Source organism: Escherichia sp. KTE172 (assembly GCF_000408845.1).
Taxonomy (GTDB): Bacteria; Pseudomonadota; Gammaproteobacteria; order Enterobacterales; family Enterobacteriaceae; genus Escherichia; species Escherichia coli.
In genome coordinates, this window is sequence record NZ_KE137316.1 from 1,105,076 (window position 1) to 1,125,575 (window position 20,500).

The window sequence follows — 20,500 nt, forward strand, 5'->3', positions numbered from 1 at the left end:
GGGTAGCTAATCACTAAGAGCACCACGATGATGAGTAGCTTCATCATGACCCTTTCCTTATTTAAGGCCCCTTCCTCGGGAGGGGCTTTCCCGTTTCAGCGTCCCGCTGAAATCGTCGGCTTACCTCCTTTCGCCATGCAAGCAGTCTATCGCTAACGCGTAGATAAAATAGTTTCATGTGTTATTACTGGATGCGTGCTCGCAAATGTGCCCGTCATTCAGACGATTCCCGACAGTGTTTCATAATTCCTCCATTTTTCTCCCTTATTGGCTGGCTACACTAGTATCATTCCGCGAAACGTTTCAGGAAGAGAAACTCTTAACGATGAAAGGCAGTTATAAATCCCGTTGGGTAATCGTAATCGTGGTGGTTATCGCCGCCATCGCCGCATTCTGGTTCTGGCAAGGCCGCAATGACTCCCGGAGTGCAGCCCCAGGGGCGACGAAACAAGCGCAGCAATCGCCAGCGGGTGGTCGCCGTGGTATGCGTTCCGGCCCATTAGCCCCGGTTCAGGCGGCGACCGCCGTAGAACAGGCAGTTCCGCGTTACCTCACCGGGCTTGGCACCATTACCGCCGCTAATACCGTTACGGTGCGCAGCCGCGTGGACGGCCAACTGATAGCGTTACATTTCCAGGAAGGCCAGCAGGTCAAAGCAGGCGATTTACTGGCAGAAATTGACCCAAGCCAGTTCAAAGTTGCATTAGCACAAGCCCAGGGCCAACTGGCAAAAGATAAAGCCACGCTTGCCAACGCCCGCCGTGACCTGGCGCGTTATCAACAACTGGTAAAAACCAATCTCGTATCTCGTCAGGAGCTGGATGCCCAACAGGCGCTGGTCAGTGAAACCGAAGGCACCATTAAGGCTGATGAAGCAAGCGTCGCCAGCGCGCAGCTGCAACTCGACTGGAGCCGCATCACCGCACCAGTCGATGGTCGCGTTGGTCTCAAGCAGGTTGATGTTGGTAACCAAATCTCCAGTGGTGATACCACCGGGATTGTGGTGATCACCCAGACGCACCCTATCGATTTAGTCTTTACCCTGCCGGAAAGCGATATCGCTACCGTAGTACAGGCGCAAAAAGCCGGAAAACCGCTGGTTGTTGAAGCCTGGGATCGCACCAACTCGAAGAAATTAAGTGAAGGCACGCTGTTAAGCCTCGATAACCAAATCGATGCCACTACCGGTACGATTAAAGTGAAAGCACGCTTTAATAATCAGGATGATGCACTGTTTCCCAATCAGTTTGTTAACGCGCGTATGTTAGTCGACACCGAACAAAACGCCGTGGTGATCCCCACCGCCGCCCTGCAAATGGGCAATGAAGGCCATTTTGTCTGGGTGCTGAATAGCGAAAACAAGGTCAGCAAACATCTGGTGACGCCGGGCATTCAGGACAGTCAGAAAGTGGTGATCCGCGCAGGTATTTCTGCGGGCGACCGCGTAGTGACGGACGGAATTGATCGCCTGACCGAAGGGGCGAAAGTGGAAGTGGTAGAAGCTCAAAGCGCCACCACTTCGGAAGAGAAAGCCACCAGCCGCGAATACGCGAAAAAAGGAGCACGCTCCTGATGCAGGTGTTACCCCCGAGCAGCACAGGCGGCCCGTCGCGCCTGTTTATTATGCGTCCTGTCGCCACCACGCTGCTGATGGTGGCGATCTTACTCGCCGGGATTATCGGTTATCGTGCCCTGCCCGTTTCGGCGCTGCCGGAAGTGGACTATCCAACCATTCAGGTGGTCACCCTCTACCCAGGTGCCAGCCCAGATGTCATGACCTCTGCCGTTACCGCACCGCTCGAACGCCAGTTCGGGCAGATGTCCGGCCTGAAACAGATGTCGTCGCAAAGTTCCGGCGGTGCGTCAGTTATCACTTTGCAGTTCCAGCTAACATTACCGCTGGATGTCGCCGAGCAGGAAGTGCAGGCCGCGATTAACGCTGCGACCAACCTGTTGCCGAGCGATCTGCCTAACCCGCCGGTTTACAGCAAAGTGAACCCGGCAGATCCGCCAATCATGACGCTCGCTGTCACCTCAACCGCCATGCCGATGACGCAAGTGGAAGATATGGTGGAAACCCGCGTCGCGCAGAAAATCTCGCAGATTTCCGGCGTCGGCCTGGTGACGCTTTCCGGCGGCCAGCGTCCGGCTGTTCGCGTCAAACTTAACGCCCAGGCGATTGCCGCCCTCGGCCTGACCAGCGAAACCGTGCGCACCGCCATTACCGGTGCTAACGTTAACTCGGCTAAAGGTAGCCTCGACGGCCCTTCCCGTGCGGTCACGCTTTCCGCGAACGACCAGATGCAATCCGCCGAAGAATATCGCCAGCTAATCATCGCCTACCAGAACGGCGCACCGATTCGTCTGGGCGATGTCGCAACCGTAGAGCAAGGTGCAGAAAATAGCTGGCTTGGGGCGTGGGCAAATAAAGAACAGGCCATTGTGATGAATGTTCAGCGCCAGCCCGGTGCTAACATTATCTCCACCGCCGACAGCATCCGGCAGATGCTGCCACAGCTCACCGAGAGTCTGCCGAAATCGGTGAAGGTGACGGTACTTTCTGACCGTACCACCAATATCCGCGCATCGGTCAACGATACCCAGTTTGAACTGATGATGGCTATCGCGCTGGTAGTCATGATTATCTACCTGTTTTTGCGCAATATTCCGGCGACCATCATTCCTGGCGTCGCAGTGCCGCTGTCGTTAATTGGCACCTTTGCGGTTATGGTGTTTCTCGATTTTTCAATCAATAACCTGACGCTGATGGCGTTAACTATCGCCACCGGATTCGTGGTCGATGACGCCATCGTGGTGATCGAAAACATTTCCCGCTATATCGAAAAAGGCGAAAAACCGCTGGCGGCGGCGCTCAAAGGCGCAGGTGAAATCGGTTTTACCATTATCTCGCTGACCTTCTCACTGATTGCGGTGTTGATCCCACTGCTGTTTATGGGCGATATCGTCGGGCGACTGTTCCGCGAATTTGCTATTACACTGGCGGTAGCGATTTTGATCTCAGCCGTGGTGTCGCTGACCCTGACGCCGATGATGTGCGCACGGATGCTCAGCCAGGAGTCGCTGCGTAAACAGAACCGCTTCTCCCGTGCCTCAGAGAAAATGTTCGAAAGGATAATCGCCGCCTATGGTCGCGGACTGGCGAAAGTGCTGAATCATCCGTGGCTGACTTTAAGCGTAGCGCTCAGCACGCTGCTGCTTAGCGTTCTCTTGTGGGTGTTTATTCCGAAAGGTTTCTTCCCGGTACAGGACAACGGCATTATTCAGGGTACTTTGCAGGCACCGCAATCCAGCTCCTTTACCAATATGGCCCAGCGGCAACGCCAGGTCGCGGATGTGATTTTGCAGGATCCGGCAGTGCAAAGTCTGACCTCATTTGTTGGCGTTGATGGCACTAACCCGTCGCTGAACAGTGCGCGTTTGCAGATCAACCTCAAACCGTTGGATGAACGTGATGATCGGGTGCAAAAAGTCATCGCCCGTCTGCAAACGGCGGTGGATAAAGTGCCGGGCGTCGATCTCTTCCTGCAACCAACGCAGGACCTGACCATCGATACTCAGGTCAGCCGCACCCAGTACCAGTTTACCTTGCAGGCCACGTCACTGGATGCGCTCAGTACCTGGGTGCCACAGTTGATGGAAAAACTCCAGCAACTGCCACAGCTTTCTGATGTCTCCAGCGACTGGCAGGACAAAGGGCTGGTGGCGTATGTCAATGTTGATCGCGACAGCGCCAGCCGTCTGGGGATCAACATGGCGGATGTCGATAACGCCCTGTACAACGCGTTTGGTCAGCGGCTGATTTCCACTATTTATACTCAGGCTAACCAGTATCGCGTGGTGCTGGAACACAACACTGAAAATACCCCAGGCCTCGCGGCGCTGGATACCATTCGCCTGACCAGCAGCGACGGTGGCGTGGTGCCGTTAAGCTCAATTGCCAAAATTGAGCAGCGTTTTGCGCCGCTCTCCATCAACCATCTGGATCAGTTCCCGGTAACGACCATCTCCTTTAACGTGCCAGATAACTATTCGCTGGGCGATGCGGTGCAGGCGATTATGGACACCGAAAAGACGCTGAATCTGCCGGTGGATATCACCACGCAGTTCCAGGGCAGCACCCTCGCCTTCCAGTCGGCGCTGGGCAGCACTGTCTGGCTGATTGTCGCGGCGGTGGTGGCGATGTATATCGTACTCGGCATTCTTTACGAAAGCTTTATTCACCCGATCACCATTCTCTCGACGTTGCCAACGGCAGGGGTCGGCGCACTGCTGGCGTTGCTGATTGCCGGTAGCGAACTGGATGTAATCGCCATTATCGGCATTATTTTGCTGATCGGTATCGTGAAGAAGAACGCCATCATGATGATCGACTTCGCGCTGGCTGCTGAGCGCGAGCAAGGCATGTCGCCGCGCGATGCAATCTACCAGGCTTGTCTGTTGCGTTTTCGTCCGATCCTGATGACTACTCTGGCGGCTCTGCTTGGCGCGTTGCCGCTGATGTTAAGTACCGGGGTCGGCGCGGAACTGCGTCGTCCGTTAGGTATCGGCATGGTCGGCGGTCTGATAGTCAGCCAGGTGCTGACGCTGTTTACCACGCCGGTGATTTATTTGCTGTTCGACCGCCTGGCATTGTGGACCAAAAGCCGCTTTGCTCGTCATGAAGAGGAGGCGTAAGTGAAGTTTTTTGCCCTCTTCATTTACCGCCCGGTGGCGACGATTTTACTGTCGGTCGCCATTACCCTGTGCGGCATACTGGGCTTCCGTATGCTGCCGGTCGCCCCACTGCCGCAGGTCGATTTTCCGGTGATTATGGTCAGCGCCTCGCTGCCCGGTGCGTCACCAGAAACAATGGCGTCTTCCGTTGCCACGCCGCTGGAACGTTCGCTTGGGCGCATTGCCGGGGTCAGTGAAATGACCTCCAGCAGTTCGCTCGGCAGCACGCGCATTATTTTGCAGTTTGATTTTGACCGCGATATCAACGGCGCAGCGCGCGATGTGCAAGCGGCGATCAACGCCGCGCAAAGTTTGCTGCCCAGCGGGATGCCAAGCCGTCCGACCTATCGCAAAGCGAACCCGTCGGATGCGCCAATTATGATCCTGACGCTAACATCCGATACTTATTCGCAAGGTGAACTGTACGATTTTGCCTCGACGCAGCTGGCTCCGACGATTTCGCAAATCGACGGTGTCGGTGATGTCGATGTTGGCGGCAGCTCGCTACCTGCGGTGCGCGTCGGGCTGAACCCGCAGGCGCTGTTTAATCAGGGCGTCTCGCTGGACGACGTACGCACTGCCATCAGCAATGCCAACGTGCGTAAACCGCAAGGGGCGCTGGAAGATGGCACTCACCGCTGGCAGATCCAGACTAACGATGAACTGAAAACTGCCGCTGAATATCAGCCGCTGATTATTCATTACAACAACGGCGGCGCGGTTCGTCTGGGCGATGTAGCGACGGTGACCGACTCAGTGCAGGATGTGCGCAACGCCGGGATGACCAACGCCAAACCGGCTATTTTGCTGATGATCCGCAAGCTGCCGGAAGCCAATATTATCCAGACGGTAGACAGCATCCGGGCAAAATTACCGGAGTTGCAGGAAACCATTCCGGCGGCGATTGATCTGCAAATTGCTCAGGATCGCTCCCCCACCATTCGCGCCTCGCTGGAAGAAGTCGAGCAAACGCTGATTATCTCGGTGGCGCTGGTGATTCTGGTGGTCTTTTTATTCCTGCGCTCGGGTCGCGCCACTATTATTCCCGCCGTTGCGGTGCCGGTTTCGCTGATTGGTACGTTTGCGGCGATGTACCTGTGCGGATTCAGTCTCAATAATCTTTCGTTAATGGCGCTCACCATCGCTACTGGTTTCGTGGTGGATGACGCCATCGTGGTGCTGGAAAACATCGCCCGTCATCTGGAGGCGGGGATGAAACCGCTACAGGCCGCGCTGCAAGGCACTCGCGAAGTCGGTTTTACGGTGCTGTCGATGAGTCTGTCACTGGTGGCGGTGTTCCTGCCGCTGCTGTTGATGGGCGGATTGCCGGGCCGACTGTTACGCGAATTTGCCGTGACGCTTTCTGTCGCCATTGGGATTTCGTTGCTGGTTTCCCTGACGCTAACGCCGATGATGTGCGGCTGGATGCTAAAAGCCAGCAAGCCGCGCGAGCAAAAGCGACTACGTGGTTTTGGTCGCATGTTGGTAGCCCTGCAACAAGGCTATGGTAAGTCGCTGAAATGGGGGCTTAATCATACCCGTCTGGTGGGCGTGGTGTTGCTTGGCACCATTGCGCTGAATATCTGGCTATATATCTCGATCCCGAAAACCTTCTTCCCGGAGCAGGACACTGGCGTACTGATGGGCGGGATACAGGCGGATCAGAGTATTTCGTTTCAGGCGATGCGCGGCAAGTTGCAGGATTTTATGAAAATTATCCGTGACGATCCGGCGGTGGATAATGTCACCGGCTTTACCGGCGGTTCGCGGGTGAACAGTGGGATGATGTTTATCACCCTCAAGCCACACGACGAACGCAGCGAAACGGCGCAGCAAATTATCGACCGTCTGCGCGTAAAGCTGGCGAAAGAACCGGGGGCGAATCTGTTCCTGATGGCGGTACAGGATATTCGCGTTGGTGGGCGTCAGTCGAACGCCAGCTACCAGTACACGTTGTTATCCGACGACCTGGCGGCACTGCGCGAATGGGAGCCGAAAATCCGCAAAAAACTGGCGACGTTGCCGGAACTGGCGGACGTGAACTCCGATCAGCAGGATAACGGCGCGGAGATGAATCTGGTTTACGACCGCGACACCATGGCACGGCTGGGAATCGACGTGCAGGCCGCCAACAGCCTGTTAAATAACGCCTTCGGTCAGCGGCAGATCTCGACCATTTACCAGCCGATGAACCAGTATAAAGTGGTGATGGAAGTGGATCCGCGCTATACCCAGGACATCAGTGCGCTGGAAAAAATGTTCGTTATCAATAACGAAGGAAAAGCGATCCCGCTGTCGTATTTCGCTAAATGGCAACCGGCGAATGCTCCGCTGTCGGTGAATCATCAGGGATTATCGGCAGCCTCGACCATTTCGTTTAACCTGCCGACCGGGAAATCGCTCTCGGACGCCAGTGCGGCGATCGATCGCGCAATGACCCAGCTTGGTGTGCCTTCGACGGTACGCGGCAGTTTTGCCGGCACGGCGCAGGTGTTCCAGGAGACGATGAACTCGCAGGTGATTCTGATTATCGCCGCCATCGCCACGGTGTATATCGTGCTGGGTATCCTTTACGAGAGTTACGTACATCCGCTGACGATTCTCTCCACCCTGCCCTCGGCGGGCGTTGGAGCGCTGCTGGCGCTGGAGCTGTTCAATGCCCCGTTCAGCCTAATCGCCCTGATAGGGATCATGCTATTAATCGGCATCGTGAAGAAAAACGCCATTATGATGGTCGATTTTGCGCTTGAAGCCCAACGGCACGGTAACCTGACGCCGCAGGAAGCTATTTTCCAGGCCTGTCTGCTGCGTTTTCGCCCGATTATGATGACTACCCTGGCGGCGCTGTTTGGTGCGCTGCCGCTGGTGTTGTCGGGCGGTGACGGCTCGGAGCTGCGCCAACCCCTGGGGATCACCATTGTCGGCGGTCTGGTAATGAGCCAGCTTCTGACGCTGTATACCACGCCGGTGGTGTATCTCTTTTTCGACCGTCTGCGGCTGCGTTTTTCGCGTAAACCTAAACAAACGGTAACAGAGTAAATGACAGATCTTCCCGACAACACCCGCTGGCAATTGTGGATTGTGGCTTTCGGCTTCTTTATGCAGTCGCTGGACACCACCATCGTCAACACCGCGCTTCCCTCAATGGCGCAAAGCCTCGGGGAAAGTCCGTTGCATATGCACATGGTCATTGTCTCTTATGTGCTGACCGTGGCGGTGATGTTGCCTGCCAGCGGCTGGCTGGCGGACAAAGTCGGCGTGCGCAATATTTTCTTTACCGCCATCGTGCTGTTTACTCTCGGTTCACTATTTTGCGCACTTTCCGGCACGCTGAACGAACTGTTGCTGGCACGCGCGTTACAGGGCGTTGGCGGTGCGATGATGGTGCCGGTCGGCAGGTTGACGGTGATGAAAATCGTACCGCGCGAGCAATATATGGCGGCGATGACCTTTGTCACGTTACCCGGTCAGGTCGGTCCGCTGCTCGGTCCGGCGCTCGGCGGCCTGCTGGTGGAGTACGCGTCGTGGCACTGGATCTTTTTGATCAACATTCCGGTGGGAATTATCGGCGCGATCGCCACACTAATGTTAATGCCGAACTACACCATGCAGACGCGGCGCTTCGATCTCTCCGGCTTTTTATTGCTGGCGATTGGCATGGCGGTATTAACCCTGGCGCTGGATGGCAGTAAAGGTACAGGTTTATCGCCGCTGGCGATTACTGGCCTGGTCGCTGTTGGCGTGGTAGCACTGGTGCTTTATCTGCTGCACGCCAGAAATAACAACCGCGCTCTTTTCAGTCTGAAACTGTTCCGCACTCGTACCTTTTCGCTGGGCCTGGCGGGGAGTTTTGCCGGACGTATCGGTAGCGGCATGTTGCCCTTTATGACACCGGTTTTCCTGCAAATTGGCCTTGGCTTCTCACCGTTTCATGCCGGACTGATGATGATCCCGATGGTGCTCGGCAGCATGGGGATGAAGCGAATTGTGGTACAGGTAGTGAATCGCTTTGGTTATCGTCGGGTACTGGTGGCAACCACGCTGGGTCTGTCGCTGGTCACCCTGTTGTTTATGACTACCGCTCTGCTGGGCTGGTACTACGTTTTGCCGTTCGTCCTGTTTTTACAAGGGATGGTCAACTCGACGCGTTTCTCCTCCATGAACACCCTGACGCTGAAAGATCTCCCGGACAATCTGGCGAGCAGCGGCAATAGTCTGCTGTCGATGATTATGCAATTGTCGATGAGTATCGGCGTCACCATCGCCGGGCTGTTGCTGGGACTTTTTGGTTCGCAGCATGTCAGCGTCGACAGCGGCACCACACAAACCGTCTTTATGTACACCTGGCTTAGCATGGCGTTTATCATCGCCCTTCCGGCGTTCATCTTTGCCAGAGTGCCGAACGATACGCATCAAAATGTAGCTATTTCGCGGCGAAAAAGGAGCGCGCAATGAAGTTCTGGCGACCCGGTATTACCGGCAAACTGTTTCTGGCGATTTTCGCCACCTGCATTGTCTTGCTGATCAGTATGCACTGGGCGGTGCGTATCAGTTTTGAGCGTGGCTTTATTGATTACATCAAGCATGGTAATGAACAGCGATTACAACTGTTAAGTGATGCGCTTGGCGAGCAGTATGCGCAGCATGGCAACTGGCGCTTCCTGCGCAACAATGATCGCTTTGTCTTTCAGATCTTGCGTTCATTTGAACACGATAATTCGGAAGATAAACCCGGCCCGGGTATGCCGCCGCACGGCTGGCGTACCCAGTTCTGGGTGGTCGATCAAAACAACAAAGTGCTGGTTGGTCCGCGAGCGCCGATTCCACCTGACGGTACACGGCGACCCATTCTGGTCAACGGTGCGGAAGTGGGTGCGGTGATTGCCTCCCCTGTTGAGCGACTGACCCGCAATACTGATATCAATTTCGATAAACAACAGCGGCAAACCAGCTGGCTGATTGTTGCTCTGGCAACGTTACTCGCGGCACTCGCTACCTTTCTGCTGGCGCGTGGTTTGCTGGCACCGGTAAAACGGCTGGTGGACGGCACGCACAAACTGGCGGCGGGCGATTTCACTACCCGCGTAACGCCCACCAGTGAAGATGAACTGGGCAAACTGGCGCAAGACTTCAACCAGCTTGCCAGCACGCTGGAGAAAAACCAGCAAATGCGGCGCGATTTTATGGCCGATATTTCTCACGAACTGCGTACGCCATTAGCGGTGCTGCGCGGTGAACTGGAAGCCATTCAGGATGGCGTGCGTAAATTCACGCCGGAGACGGTGGCGTCTTTACAGGCGGAGGTCGGTACACTGACCAAACTGGTTGACGATCTCCATCAGTTGTCGATGTCTGATGAAGGCGCTCTCGCCTATCAAAAAGCACCGGTAGATTTGATCCCACTGCTGGAAGTGGCGGGCGGCGCATTTCGCGAACGATTCGCCAGCCGTGGCCTGAAACTGCAATTTTCCCTGCCAGACAGTATTACCGTATTTGGCGATCGCGACCGTTTAATGCAGTTATTCAATAACTTACTGGAAAACAGCCTGCGCTACACTGACAGCGGCGGTAGCCTGAAAATCTCTGCCGGGCAGCACGACAAAACGGTGCGACTGACCTTTGCCGACAGCGCGCCGGGCGTCAGTGACGATCAGCTACAAAAATTGTTTGAACGTTTTTATCGCACCGAAGGTTCCCGCAACCGAGCCAGCGGCGGTTCCGGGCTGGGGCTGGCGATTTGCCTGAACATTGTTGAAGCACATAATGGTCGCATTATTGCTGCCCATTCGCCTTTTGGCGGGGTAAGCATTACAGTAGAGTTACCGCTGGAACGGGATTTACAGAGAGAAGTATGACCGAGTTACCAATCGACGAAAACACACCGCGTATTTTGATCGTGGAAGATGAACCGAAGCTGGGACAGTTGCTCATTGATTATCTGCGTGCTGCGAGCTATGCGCCGACGCTTATCAGCCACGGCGATCAGGTACTGCCGTATGTGCGCCAGACACCACCGGATCTGATCCTGTTGGATCTGATGCTCCCTGGCACCGATGGCTTGACGCTGTGCCGGGAAATTCGTCGTTTTTCTGACATTCCTATCGTGATGGTGACGGCAAAAATAGAAGAGATCGACCGCCTGCTCGGACTGGAGATTGGCGCAGATGATTATATCTGTAAGCCGTACAGCCCACGGGAAGTGGTAGCGCGCGTCAAAACCATTTTGCGCCGTTGCAAACCGCAGCGTGAGTTGCAGCAACAGGATGCTGAAAGCCCGTTGATTATCGACGAAGGTCGTTTTCAGGCTTCATGGCGCGGTAAAATGCTTGACCTGACGCCTGCGGAATTTCGTCTGCTGAAAACGCTCTCTCATGAACCAGGAAAAGTGTTCTCCCGCGAGCAATTGCTCAATCATCTTTATGACGACTACCGCGTAGTAACCGACCGCACCATCGACAGCCACATTAAAAACCTGCGCCGCAAGCTGGAATCTCTCGACGCCGAACAGTCCTTTATCCGTGCCGTTTACGGCGTCGGTTACCGCTGGGAAGCCGACGCCTGCCGCATCGTTTAACATTTTTACCTGCCGGAGAAGGCATTCACGCCGCATCCGGCAACATAATCCCACGCATGGTCAGCAAACTGACATTATCTCTCCGCCCTGGCAGGCACCAGAAAATCGCTCATACTTTAATCGGTAAACAGTCCTTTTAGATGCTGTTTTCGATACGCAATTTCAATCAAGGAGTCATTATGGCTGGTTGGTTTGAACTCAGTAAAAGCAGTGATAATCAATTTCGGTTTGTGCTAAAAGCGGGCAATGGTGAGACTATCCTTACCAGCGAGCTGTATACCTCAAAAGCCTCTGCGGAAAAGGGCATCGCGTCGGTGCGTAGCAACAGCCCGCAAGAAGAACGCTATGAGAAAAAAACGGCAAGCAACGGCAAATTCTATTTCAATCTGAAAGCCGCTAATCATCAAATTATCGGCTCCAGCCAGATGTACGCCACCGCGCAATCTCGTGAAACCGGAATTGCCTCCGTTAAAGCCAATGGCACAAGCCAGACGGTGAAAGACAATACGTAATTACGATGCCGGGCGTGGGTTGTTGGCGTCCGGCGCTTTACCAGCTCCCCCCTACAGCGCTACAATGCCCGCCCTTAAAGTGGGGGCACTCCCCTGGCCGCTTCATCAGGTGAAGCGGATCTGACCTGTCATCAGAACGAGAGAATTATGTTTAAACCGGAACTCCTTTCCCCGGCGGGAACGCTGAAAAATATGCGTTACGCTTTCGCTTATGGCGCAGATGCTGTTTATGCGGGCCAGCCGCGTTACTCCCTGCGTGTGCGCAACAACGAATTTAACCACGAAAATCTCCAGCTCGGCATCAATGAAGCCCACGCGCTGGGGAAAAAGTTTTATGTCGTGGTCAACATTGCACCGCACAACGCCAAGCTGAAAACCTTTATCCGTGACCTGAAACCGGTGGTGGAAATGGGGCCGGATGCGCTGATTATGTCCGATCCAGGGCTGATTATGCTGGTGCGTGAGCACTTCCCTGAAATGCCGATCCATCTCTCGGTACAGGCTAACGCCGTGAACTGGGCGACGGTGAAATTCTGGCAGCAAATGGGCCTGACCCGCGTGATCCTCTCTCGCGAGCTGTCGCTGGAAGAGATTGAAGAGATCCGCAATCAGGTGCCGGATATGGAGGTAGAGATCTTCGTTCACGGCGCGCTGTGCATGGCCTACTCCGGTCGCTGCCTGCTCTCTGGCTATATCAACAAGCGCGACCCGAACCAGGGCACCTGCACCAACGCCTGCCGCTGGGAATACAACGTCCAGGAAGGGAAAGAAGATGACGTTGGCAACATCGTACACAAGTACGAGCCGATTCCGGTGCAAAATGTTGAGCCGACGCTGGGTATCGGCGCACCAACCGACAAAGTGTTTATGATCGAAGAGGCCCAGCGTCCGGGCGAGTATATGACCGCGTTTGAAGATGAGCACGGCACTTACATCATGAACTCGAAAGATCTGCGCGCCATCGCCCATGTAGAACGCCTGACCAAAATGGGAGTGCATTCGCTGAAAATCGAAGGCCGTACCAAATCTTTCTACTATTGCGCACGCACCGCGCAGGTTTACCGTAAAGCTATCGATGACGCAGCTGCGGGAAAACCATTCGATACCAGCCTGCTGGAAACTCTGGAAGGTCTGGCGCATCGTGGCTATACCGAAGGTTTCCTGCGTCGTCATACTCACGACGATTATCAGAACTACGAATACGGTTATTCAGTTTCTGACCGCCAGCAGTTTGTTGGTGAGTTTACCGGTGAGCGCAAGGGCGACCTCGCGGCGGTAGCGGTGAAAAATAAATTCTCCGTTGGTGACAGCCTTGAGCTGATGACGCCGCAAGGCAACATTAACTTTACCCTTGAGCACATGGAAAACGCCAAAGGTGAAGCTATGCCGGTCGCACCAGGCGATGGTTATACTGTGTGGCTCCCGGTCCCGCAGGATCTTGAGCTAAATTACGCGCTCCTGATGCGTAATTTCTCCGGGGAAACCACGCGTAACCCCCACGGTAAGTGATTAATTTCGATTATTTTTCCCGGATGGAAAATTCTTAGAAACCGATCACATACAGCTGCATTTATTAAGGTTATCATCCGTTTCGCTGAAAAACATAACCCATAAAATGCTAGCTGTACCAGGAACCACCTCCTTAGCCTGTGTAATCTCCCTTACACGGGCTTATTTTTTACGCGTAATACAATGAAATAAAAGGATTTATTTCTGGTCACGTCCACACATTGACCACATCGACAAAAAAGCCCCTCGACTGAGGGGCTTTCTGTTTGTAATTACATCCACATAATTTGCTGCCCTGACGGTAACGGGTGCGGCCTTACGGCGTGGACTTCTCCCGGCTTCACGATGTATCGCTGTACCGACTCATAAGTGATGAACGTGGCGCTGCAATTCACGTTCTGGCACTGGTGATAACGCTCTTTTGTCGTGTCAGTGATATAGCGACTTGTACGCGCATGTGCGGCATGCTGGCATAAAGGACAATGAAACATCGCGAGCACCTCTTCCGGTTTTGTTGATGGTGCCATTTTAGTTAATTTATCCTTATAAAACAAACAGATAAAATAAAAACATCACTCATCATCTTCTGTTTCGTACTCCACATCAGAAAGCCTGACCTCAAGCTCCAAGGACGTCGTGAAGCCGCTATTATTCAGAAAATGTGTCACCTTAGTGATTGTCCAGTCCTGCTCGTCTATGACGCGCTTAAAGCCTGACACTTTGACCGGCGTTTCCGTGTAAATATCTGCCCGACCGGTAGCCAGACTGATGGAGAACTCCGCGACGCCCCGTTGCAGTTTGTCCCACTTCGCCTGAGCGGCGCGCATGGCCTGCGCTTTCGTGGCATATACCGTGGTCAGGGCAAAAACGTTGTCAGCCTCACCGGCCATGTATTCACCTTCGCGCGCTTCCGGTACTTTTGGCGCTTTCTTCTGCGTGACTGGTTTCGCTTTCGGGTGCTCCAGTGCGCGCAGGTGTTTTTCTTTCTTTTTGCGTTTCAGTTTTACCTTCTGCTTTTGCGGCTTCGGGTCTTTGGTGTGAAGCCACTTTGCCGTTACGCCGGTATAGGCTCCACGGTCAGCAATCGCAAAATGGTGGCGGTCGCCGTCGCTGCGGGTTATGGTGACCTGCGGGATTTTTTTACCGCTGGCCGTCACCCCCTGCCCCGCTTTGAGAAACAACAGTTTTCCCATTTTTACCGAGACCTCACCACCGTTGCGTTCTGCAAGACGGGTCAGGAATTTCGCATCAGACTCCTGCGACTGGTCGATGTGCGGGATTTTAATTCCTGCCAGTGACGGCGCGACACTGGCTTCCAGCCTGTTACGGGAGGCTATCGCCTCAACAATCGCACCGAGCGTGGTGTCATGCCAGGAGCCTTCACGGCGGGAATTGAGCGTCCCGCGAAAATCTGCACTCCGGGCGCGGATGGTAACCACATCCGGTGCGCCCCGGTGTTCAACCTCATCAACGGTGAATTTCCCTTTGCATACCAGGGCAAAACCTTTCCAGCCGATATACACCGTCAGGACAGCGCCACGAACCGGCAGCCCGACCTGCCCGTCGGCATCGTTCAGTTCAATATCAAGCTGGTCAGCCTCAAAGCCCCGGTTATCCGTCAGGGTCATGCTCATCAGACGGTCGCTGATATTGCCGGTAATATCCCTGCTGTCGAGCATCAGCATGTAATCCGGTGTCAGCGTACTGCCTGCATCAAATGTCAGCGCATCCAGCATTATCCCGCCCCCGTCATACCCGTGAATTTAGTCGCCATACTGCCAGCCTTACCGATGAGCGATTCCGCCTGTTTACCTATATCGCCATAAAGCGCGGCCAGTGATTCATCAACGCGGGTAAGTGACAGCGTAAAATCAATTTTCCGGGGTGTGCCGTCTGCAAAGAAAATACTCCCTGTTTCACTCACCCTGCTGATGACATACATGCCGTAAATCATGCCGGTGCCATCCAGCAACGGCCACGCCCGGCCTTCCTCTGCCATCAGCCTGAGCGTGGTCATCGTCAGCTTGCCGCCGGTCAGTTCGGGATAAAGCACACCGGCAAGCGTGATGTTTTCCTCACCCACACCGAGAAACTGAAAGGCATCCCGTTTACCGATACGGGAATTTGACGGCCAGCGATAATCTGATTCACGCTGCATGGTCTGGTGTGGCAGCGTCTGGCGCATAAAAACAAACATACCTAACGCGAGCATCATTGTTCGTCACCTCCTTAACCGTCATGCATCATGCTGGCACGGGCGCGCGCACGTTTATCCCGCTCGTATTTTTCGAGTGCATCCTGTAACTGGCGGTCAAGCTGTGTCCCCGGCGCAGTACCACCCGTAAGGCTGATGTGATATTCGTTTTTACTCTGGTCTACATAAGAGCGGCCAGCCGGTGCCGTGACCGGCTGATAAGCCTGATAGCCTGCATAAGAGCTGGTCGCCGGAATATACCCACCGGTGCCATACGTGGCGGCATGAGTCCTTGCGGCGGTCTGGTCAAGTGTGTCTGACTCTTTGTTGATAACACCGAGTTTTTCCAGTACCCAGTCAATACCGCTGCGCAGTTTGTTGAACGCATTAAGCGGCAGCATCAGCGCGTCAGCCAGTGCCTGCCCGAACATGACGCCCGTGTCACGGCAACGGTTCAGGGTGTCCCGGGTGGCTTTGACCGGGGCAATCAGGTTTTTAAACCACTGCCACGCGGCCTGTAACTTTTCGCCCAGCCAGTCAAACACCGGCTTAAGTGGCGTGAACAGTTCCCCCACCGGCGCAAATGCCGCTTTCAGCCCTTCCACCACACCGCCAAAGAATGCGCTGACAGGCTCCCAATATTTACGGATAAGCAACGCCCCGGCGACAATGGCGGCCACCACGGCCACAACCGGCCAGCTAATCGCCCCGATGGCCGTCATAACAGCACTGCCAACCGTCGTGAAGATTGCCCCCATTGCGCCTGCTGCCGCGATGATGGCATTGATGCCAGTGATAACCGGCCAGGCTACGAGGCCAATGGCACCGATGACAGCAGTCAGCGCCAGTGCACCACCGGCAATGAGGCCGATGGTTGACGCCAGTGATTTGTTTTTCTGTATCCAGCCGTCGAGTTTTAACACATACTTTGTGGCCGTCTGCGTGAGCTTACGCAGTGCGCCTTCCTGCTGGTCAAACAGGTCAGTCCCCACCGCCTCATAAGCGGACTGAAACTCCTTAAAGTCACCGCCGAGGTTGTCCTGCATGATATTTACCAGCTCGGCGGTCTTCCCGTCTGAGGCTTTAAACGCAGCGGTCAGTTTGTCCAGCTTTCCAGTTGAGGCGGCAGTCATCAGCACGGCGGCGGCTGAGCTGGCCTCCTCCCCGAAAATGGTTTTCATGTATTCAGCCTGCTGGGCAGTACCGAGCCGGTTTTTCTCAAAACTGGCCTGCATTTCTTTCAGAATGGTAAATACTGGTCGGGTATTCCCCTTGCTGTCTGAGGTTTTCACGCCAAGCTCTTTGAGTGCATCCCATGCTTTTCCCGTCGGTGCCTGCAGGCGGCTTAACACGGCACGGCTTCCCGTCCCCGCCATTGAACCTGTGATTTTTGCATCATGCAGCGCCCCGACCATTGCGGCGGTTTCTTCAATGCTGACACCGGCATTTTTTGCCACAGGTGCGGCATAGGTCAGCGCATCGCTCATGCCGTCAAAATCAGCGGCGGTTTTGTTCATCGTCATGGAGAGAACATCCCCGATATGAGCGACCTTATCGTTTGAAAGCTGAAAGGCGGATTTCATCCCCATCAGCAGGGCGGCGTTTTCTTCCATCGTGCGGCGGTTCGCCAGTGCCATATTCAGCGTGACCGGCGTTGCCGCCTGAATGGCATCAACATCCCCACCGGCTTTCGCAATGATAATCTGTGCACCGGCTGCATCATCCGCCGAGGCGGCGGTATTGTCGCCGAGCTGGCGCGCCTGTTTGCGTAGTGCGGTCATTTCGGCGGAGTCTTTTGCCACTCCGAGCACGGCCTGCAATTCTGAGTTTTTCTGCGCAAACTCATAACCGGGCATCAGCAGCTTAACTCCGGCCATCGTTCCCGCCGCCGCAATCCCCACACCGGCAGCACCCACTGAGGCCATATTTCCGGCCAGTTCCTTTCCGGCCTGATAACGCTGTTTTACTGCGTTAAGTTTTGCCTGTTGTGCACTGACACGCGCCAGCGCGTCGCGCTGACGGTTAAGCTGTGCGGTGGTTTCACTGATACGGTTTTTCAGTCCCTGCTCATCATGTGCAAGATTGCGGGTATTAATTCCCACAACGGCCAGTTCCCGCTGCTGGCGTTTAACGGAATCCGTCAGGCGGTTATATTTCGCCTGTAAGTCCTCCGCCGCACGCTTCGCGGATTCCAGCACTTTCGCCTGAGCACGTGTCGGACGTTCGGTGTTTTTAAACTGTGTGGCAAGGGCTTCGGCCTCCTGCCGTGCCTTTTCAAGTGCATGACCAGTCACGGCGAGCTGTGCGCTGGTCTTGCGAAATCCCTCAATACGGGATGCGTGACCGTTCAGCTCGCGCAGTGATTTTTGTGTTTCCCGGATATCCCCCGACAGCGACCTGCTCGCTGTACGGATGGATTTAAACGGGCGGGATGCCTGGTCAACAGCCCTGAGCAATACCTGTAATTTTACATTGTTACTCATTCGTGTTTCCGCTTCGCCGGAGCGCCTTTTCGCGCCATGTGATGAGTTCGGTCAGGCTCATGGGATACAGTTCTGATGGCGGCCAGTGAAATATCACTGCCACATCCGCCATCAGGTCATCGACCGAGAGATTTTTCGGAAACGTCACTGCACCGAGTTCGGCGACAAAAAACCGACCACCTTACCGGCCAGCGCCACAAGGTCAGGCAGTTCCAGCGCGGCGACTTCCTGCTCGGTCAGCATCGGTGCCGTCATGCGCGGCAGCACTTTAATCAGTGCATCGACTTCGGAGTTCGCGACTGCAGCCAGACTGACACCGCGCAGCGTCCCGGCATTGGGTTTCATCAGCGTGACCTGTTCGATAACCTGCTCACCACGTTTGACCGGATTGTCCAGGGTAATGACGTTTTCTTTGTTCATGGTTTTCTCACTTCTGAATCGGGGTTAACCGGTCAGCCAGGCTGACCGGATGAAAATCACAGGCCGATATTGCGGCGGTGTTGCTCCAGCCGGTCGACGCCGTTCACCTTCTCAATCATGTTGATGGTGTCGATTTCGACCAGCTCCTTACCGTCCATCGTCAGCCGGAAATAGGTGCAGACCACGGAGATTTTCGACTCGGTGTCTTCTCCCTGTTTGCCCTCGCCGGTGTCGATTTCTTTCTGACGTCCACGCATGACCACCTCGACGGCCACCGTTTCGCCGGTATCGTCGCGCTGGTAAGAGCCTGCAAAACGAATCGGTACGGCATCCACACCGGTTGCGGCGTAAAGCTCCCAGATAACCGAATCCGGGAAGCCACCGAGCGACCACTCCATTGACAGCGCATCGTCATCAAGGCCGAGGTCTACCGGTGCGCTGCCGTTCATCCCCGCACCGCGATAGTTTTCGAGCTTACGGGTCAGTTTTGGCAGCGTGACGGACTTCGCGACGCCCTGATAGCTGTAGCCGTTCAGAAAGACGTTCATTAACTTGAGTTTGCGCGGCATTGCCATCGGTCAGGCTCCTTAATTGCTGTTAACCGAGGTGACCAGATTTGCCAGGTATTTATCGGTAATACGCTGGCGCAGGGTCAGGTTTTCGAGAGGAGGCACCGGTGTATAGTCGTAGTCGATATACAGTTTTCCGGCCTTGAGGGTTTCCGCATCGTTGGATTCTTCGCTGAACCAGCAGGTCGCATCCACGATATAGCCGTTTGTTTTCAGCTCACGGAATTTGGCATTAATGCCGTCAACGATGTCGCGAATCAGCGTTGCGGTGATGGGCTTATCCACAGCCCACATGTGCGCCTCAGCCATCGTGTCGGCCAGCACCTGCGCAGTGCGGGTGTAGTTCTCAAAGAGGAACAGCGGGTCATCAGAGCAGGTACGGTTACCCCAGAAGCGGAAACCGTCGCGGCGAATCAGCGTTGTGACGCCTGCCTCGTTCAGCAGGTCAGCATCGGTGCCGGACTCCTGCAAATCCCAGAATACAGATGCGCTGATGCCGGTAACACCGTTCACCCCGACGTTGGACAGCGTTTTATGCCAGCCCTGCTCCTGGTCGATTTTAGCACGCAGCCCCAGCGCACGGGCGGTGGCATACGCGGTGGCGGTGGTACTGGCGACCGTATCCCATGCGAGGAAATCCGGCCAGATGACCATCAGCTCACGCTGGCTGAAATTCTGGCGGTAGGCTTTCACCTCGGAAATGGTTTTACAGCCCCATGCGCTGATATACCCGAAAGCGCGCAGCTTCTGACAGACTGATGCCAGTGCAACAGCCACCTCTTTGGTGTCCAGTCCCGGCACGCCGAGAATACGCGGTTTAACACCGGTTACCGACTCCGCCGCCAGCAGGGCTTTCAGTCCGGTGTACTGACCGTTTTCGTCGGTGGTGCCGATGATATTGGAAACGGTCTGCGCGAGTTTCGTTTCTTCGTCTTCGCCGGTGCCGTCTTCCACACGCACGACAACGGTGACCGGTTTTGACTGGTCGGCGATGGCCTGTAACGATGCCGCCAGCGTGCCTTTTTTACCGGCCTTTGCAATTGCGCTCTGGGCATTGGTAATCAGCACAGGTTTATTGAGGGGGAAGGTTTCCGCATCCGCATCGCTGGCCGTGCAGACCATGCCGACAATGGCAGTGGATACGGTGGAAATGACGCGGGTGCCGTCGTTAATCTCCAGCACCTGCACGCCATGATGATAGTCACTCATCCGTTTAACTCCGTGGTTAATGGGTGCAACTATTTTCTGTTGTGCAGAGCATGAGACGCTATTTGACCTGGCTGGTCAGTGGATGAAACAACAGATAAAGAAAAGGCGGGCAATTCGCCCGCCTGTCCTGATTTGAACTCACTCATTTTCCGACTGACAATTTACATAGCCCAAAAGTTATCAAATCTGACGGTCTGCTTTGAACAAGAAGCGGACATTTGCCTGTCAGGGTATATACCGCTCTGCGGTTATTATCCAGAATCAATAATTCATCTGAGTTGGATTACATATAAAAC

At 54.8% G+C, this 20,500-nt stretch carries 17 protein-coding genes; 8 read left to right on the plus strand and 9 right to left on the minus strand.

What is annotated here, in order from left to right:
• The coding region (locus G434_RS30290; protein WP_157779319.1) for a type I toxin-antitoxin system Ibs family toxin at window positions 1-47 on the minus strand (47 nt) is incomplete at its 3' end.
• Window positions 48-325: 278 nt separating this feature from the next.
• Here G434_RS30290 and mdtA point away from each other — a divergent pair.
• The 8 genes from mdtA (at window position 326) to yegQ (ending at window position 13,329) form a co-directional block, all read left to right on the plus strand.
• Window positions 326-1,573, plus strand: coding sequence for a multidrug efflux RND transporter subunit MdtA (gene mdtA / locus G434_RS18235; protein ID WP_000678993.1), 1,248 nt, complete (start codon window positions 326-328; stop codon window positions 1,571-1,573).
• A complete protein-coding gene (gene mdtB, locus G434_RS18230) occupies window positions 1,573-4,695 on the plus strand; it encodes a multidrug efflux RND transporter permease subunit MdtB (protein WP_001197910.1) in 3,123 nt (1,040 codons plus the stop codon). The genes mdtA and mdtB overlap by 1 nt, the downstream gene beginning before the upstream one ends.
• Complete coding sequence (gene mdtC / locus G434_RS18225; RefSeq protein ID WP_000667525.1) at window positions 4,696-7,773, plus strand: multidrug efflux RND transporter permease subunit MdtC; 3,078 nt, start codon at window positions 4,696-4,698, stop codon at window positions 7,771-7,773. It abuts the gene before it with no gap.
• Window positions 7,774-9,189, plus strand: coding sequence for an MFS transporter (locus G434_RS18220; RefSeq protein ID WP_000130817.1), 1,416 nt, complete (start codon window positions 7,774-7,776; stop codon window positions 9,187-9,189).
• A complete protein-coding gene (baeS, locus tag G434_RS18215) occupies window positions 9,186-10,589 on the plus strand; it encodes an envelope stress sensor histidine kinase BaeS (protein WP_000675148.1) in 1,404 nt (467 codons plus the stop codon). The genes G434_RS18220 and baeS overlap by 4 nt, the downstream gene beginning before the upstream one ends.
• Entirely contained in the window at window positions 10,586-11,308 is a 723-nt protein-coding gene (gene baeR, locus G434_RS18210; protein WP_000137877.1) for an envelope stress response regulator BaeR, read from the plus strand. Before baeS ends, baeR begins: the two co-directional genes overlap by 4 nt.
• Window positions 11,309-11,487: 179 nt before the next feature.
• Window positions 11,488-11,820: a YegP family protein gene (locus G434_RS18205; protein WP_000929408.1), complete on the plus strand. Its 333-nt coding sequence runs from the start codon at window positions 11,488-11,490 to the stop codon at window positions 11,818-11,820.
• A 147-nt stretch (window positions 11,821-11,967) separates the two neighbouring features.
• Window positions 11,968-13,329 carry a prephenate-dependent tRNA uridine(34) hydroxylase TrhP gene (gene yegQ, locus G434_RS18200; RefSeq protein ID WP_000476039.1) on the plus strand — a complete coding sequence of 454 codons (1,362 nt, stop codon included), beginning with the start codon at window positions 11,968-11,970 and terminating at the stop codon, window positions 13,327-13,329.
• A 272-nt stretch (window positions 13,330-13,601) separates the two neighbouring features.
• Here the strand turns inward: yegQ and ogrK are convergent, their stop codons facing one another.
• From ogrK to G434_RS18165, 8 genes are all read right to left on the minus strand, one after another.
• The gene (ogrK, locus tag G434_RS27260; protein WP_000468308.1) at window positions 13,602-13,820 is read right to left on the minus strand and encodes a prophage transcriptional regulator OgrK; all 219 of its coding nucleotides are present in this window, start codon (window positions 13,818-13,820) and stop codon (window positions 13,602-13,604) included.
• A gap of 81 nt (window positions 13,821-13,901) precedes the next feature.
• The gene (locus tag G434_RS18190) at window positions 13,902-15,065 is read right to left on the minus strand and encodes a phage late control D family protein (protein ID WP_000882975.1); all 1,164 of its coding nucleotides are present in this window, start codon (window positions 15,063-15,065) and stop codon (window positions 13,902-13,904) included.
• Complete coding sequence (locus G434_RS18185) at window positions 15,065-15,544, minus strand: phage tail protein (RefSeq protein WP_000978896.1); 480 nt, start codon at window positions 15,542-15,544, stop codon at window positions 15,065-15,067. Before G434_RS18185 ends, G434_RS18190 begins: the two co-directional genes overlap by 1 nt.
• Window positions 15,545-15,558: 14 nt before the next feature.
• The gene (locus G434_RS18180; protein ID WP_016239045.1) at window positions 15,559-18,006 is read right to left on the minus strand and encodes a phage tail tape measure protein; all 2,448 of its coding nucleotides are present in this window, start codon (window positions 18,004-18,006) and stop codon (window positions 15,559-15,561) included.
• Window positions 17,999-18,154, minus strand: a complete 156-nt coding sequence (locus tag G434_RS0125025) for a GpE family phage tail protein (protein WP_000143830.1) — start codon at window positions 18,152-18,154, stop codon at window positions 17,999-18,001. The genes G434_RS18180 and G434_RS0125025 overlap by 8 nt, the downstream gene beginning before the upstream one ends.
• Entirely contained in the window at window positions 18,151-18,426 is a 276-nt protein-coding gene (locus tag G434_RS18175) for a phage tail assembly protein (RefSeq protein ID WP_001031303.1), read from the minus strand. The genes G434_RS0125025 and G434_RS18175 overlap by 4 nt, the downstream gene beginning before the upstream one ends.
• Before the next feature lie 56 nt (window positions 18,427-18,482).
• Window positions 18,483-19,001, minus strand: coding sequence for a phage major tail tube protein (locus tag G434_RS18170; RefSeq protein ID WP_001251408.1), 519 nt, complete (start codon window positions 18,999-19,001; stop codon window positions 18,483-18,485).
• A gap of 12 nt (window positions 19,002-19,013) precedes the next feature.
• Complete coding sequence (locus G434_RS18165) at window positions 19,014-20,204, minus strand: phage tail sheath protein (protein ID WP_001286691.1); 1,191 nt, start codon at window positions 20,202-20,204, stop codon at window positions 19,014-19,016.
• Between the last annotated feature and the right edge of the window lie 296 nt (window positions 20,205-20,500).

Excerpts from the sequence above, each read along its gene's own strand:
- mdtA (WP_000678993.1), top strand. The coding sequence starts at position 326 with ATGAAAGGCAGTTATAAATCCCGTTGGGTAATCGTAATCGTGGTGGTT.
- mdtB (WP_001197910.1), top strand. The coding sequence starts at position 1,573 with ATGCAGGTGTTACCCCCGAGCAGCACAGGCGGCCCGTCGCGCCTGTTT.
- G434_RS18220 (WP_000130817.1), top strand. The coding sequence starts at position 7,774 with ATGACAGATCTTCCCGACAACACCCGCTGGCAATTGTGGATTGTGGCT.
- baeS (WP_000675148.1), top strand. The coding sequence starts at position 9,186 with ATGAAGTTCTGGCGACCCGGTATTACCGGCAAACTGTTTCTGGCGATT.
- baeR (WP_000137877.1), top strand. The coding sequence starts at position 10,586 with ATGACCGAGTTACCAATCGACGAAAACACACCGCGTATTTTGATCGTG.
- G434_RS18205 (WP_000929408.1), top strand. The coding sequence starts at position 11,488 with ATGGCTGGTTGGTTTGAACTCAGTAAAAGCAGTGATAATCAATTTCGG.
- yegQ (WP_000476039.1), top strand. The coding sequence starts at position 11,968 with ATGTTTAAACCGGAACTCCTTTCCCCGGCGGGAACGCTGAAAAATATG.
- ogrK (WP_000468308.1), bottom strand. The coding sequence starts at position 13,820 with ATGTTTCATTGTCCTTTATGCCAGCATGCCGCACATGCGCGTACAAGT.
- G434_RS18190 (WP_000882975.1), bottom strand. The coding sequence starts at position 15,065 with ATGCTGGATGCGCTGACATTTGATGCAGGCAGTACGCTGACACCGGAT.
- G434_RS18185 (WP_000978896.1), bottom strand. The coding sequence starts at position 15,544 with ATGATGCTCGCGTTAGGTATGTTTGTTTTTATGCGCCAGACGCTGCCA.
- G434_RS18180 (WP_016239045.1), bottom strand. The coding sequence starts at position 18,006 with ATGAGTAACAATGTAAAATTACAGGTATTGCTCAGGGCTGTTGACCAG.
- G434_RS18175 (WP_001031303.1), bottom strand. The coding sequence starts at position 18,426 with ATGAACAAAGAAAACGTCATTACCCTGGACAATCCGGTCAAACGTGGT.
- G434_RS18170 (WP_001251408.1), bottom strand. The coding sequence starts at position 19,001 with ATGGCAATGCCGCGCAAACTCAAGTTAATGAACGTCTTTCTGAACGGC.
- G434_RS18165 (WP_001286691.1), bottom strand. The coding sequence starts at position 20,204 with ATGAGTGACTATCATCATGGCGTGCAGGTGCTGGAGATTAACGACGGC.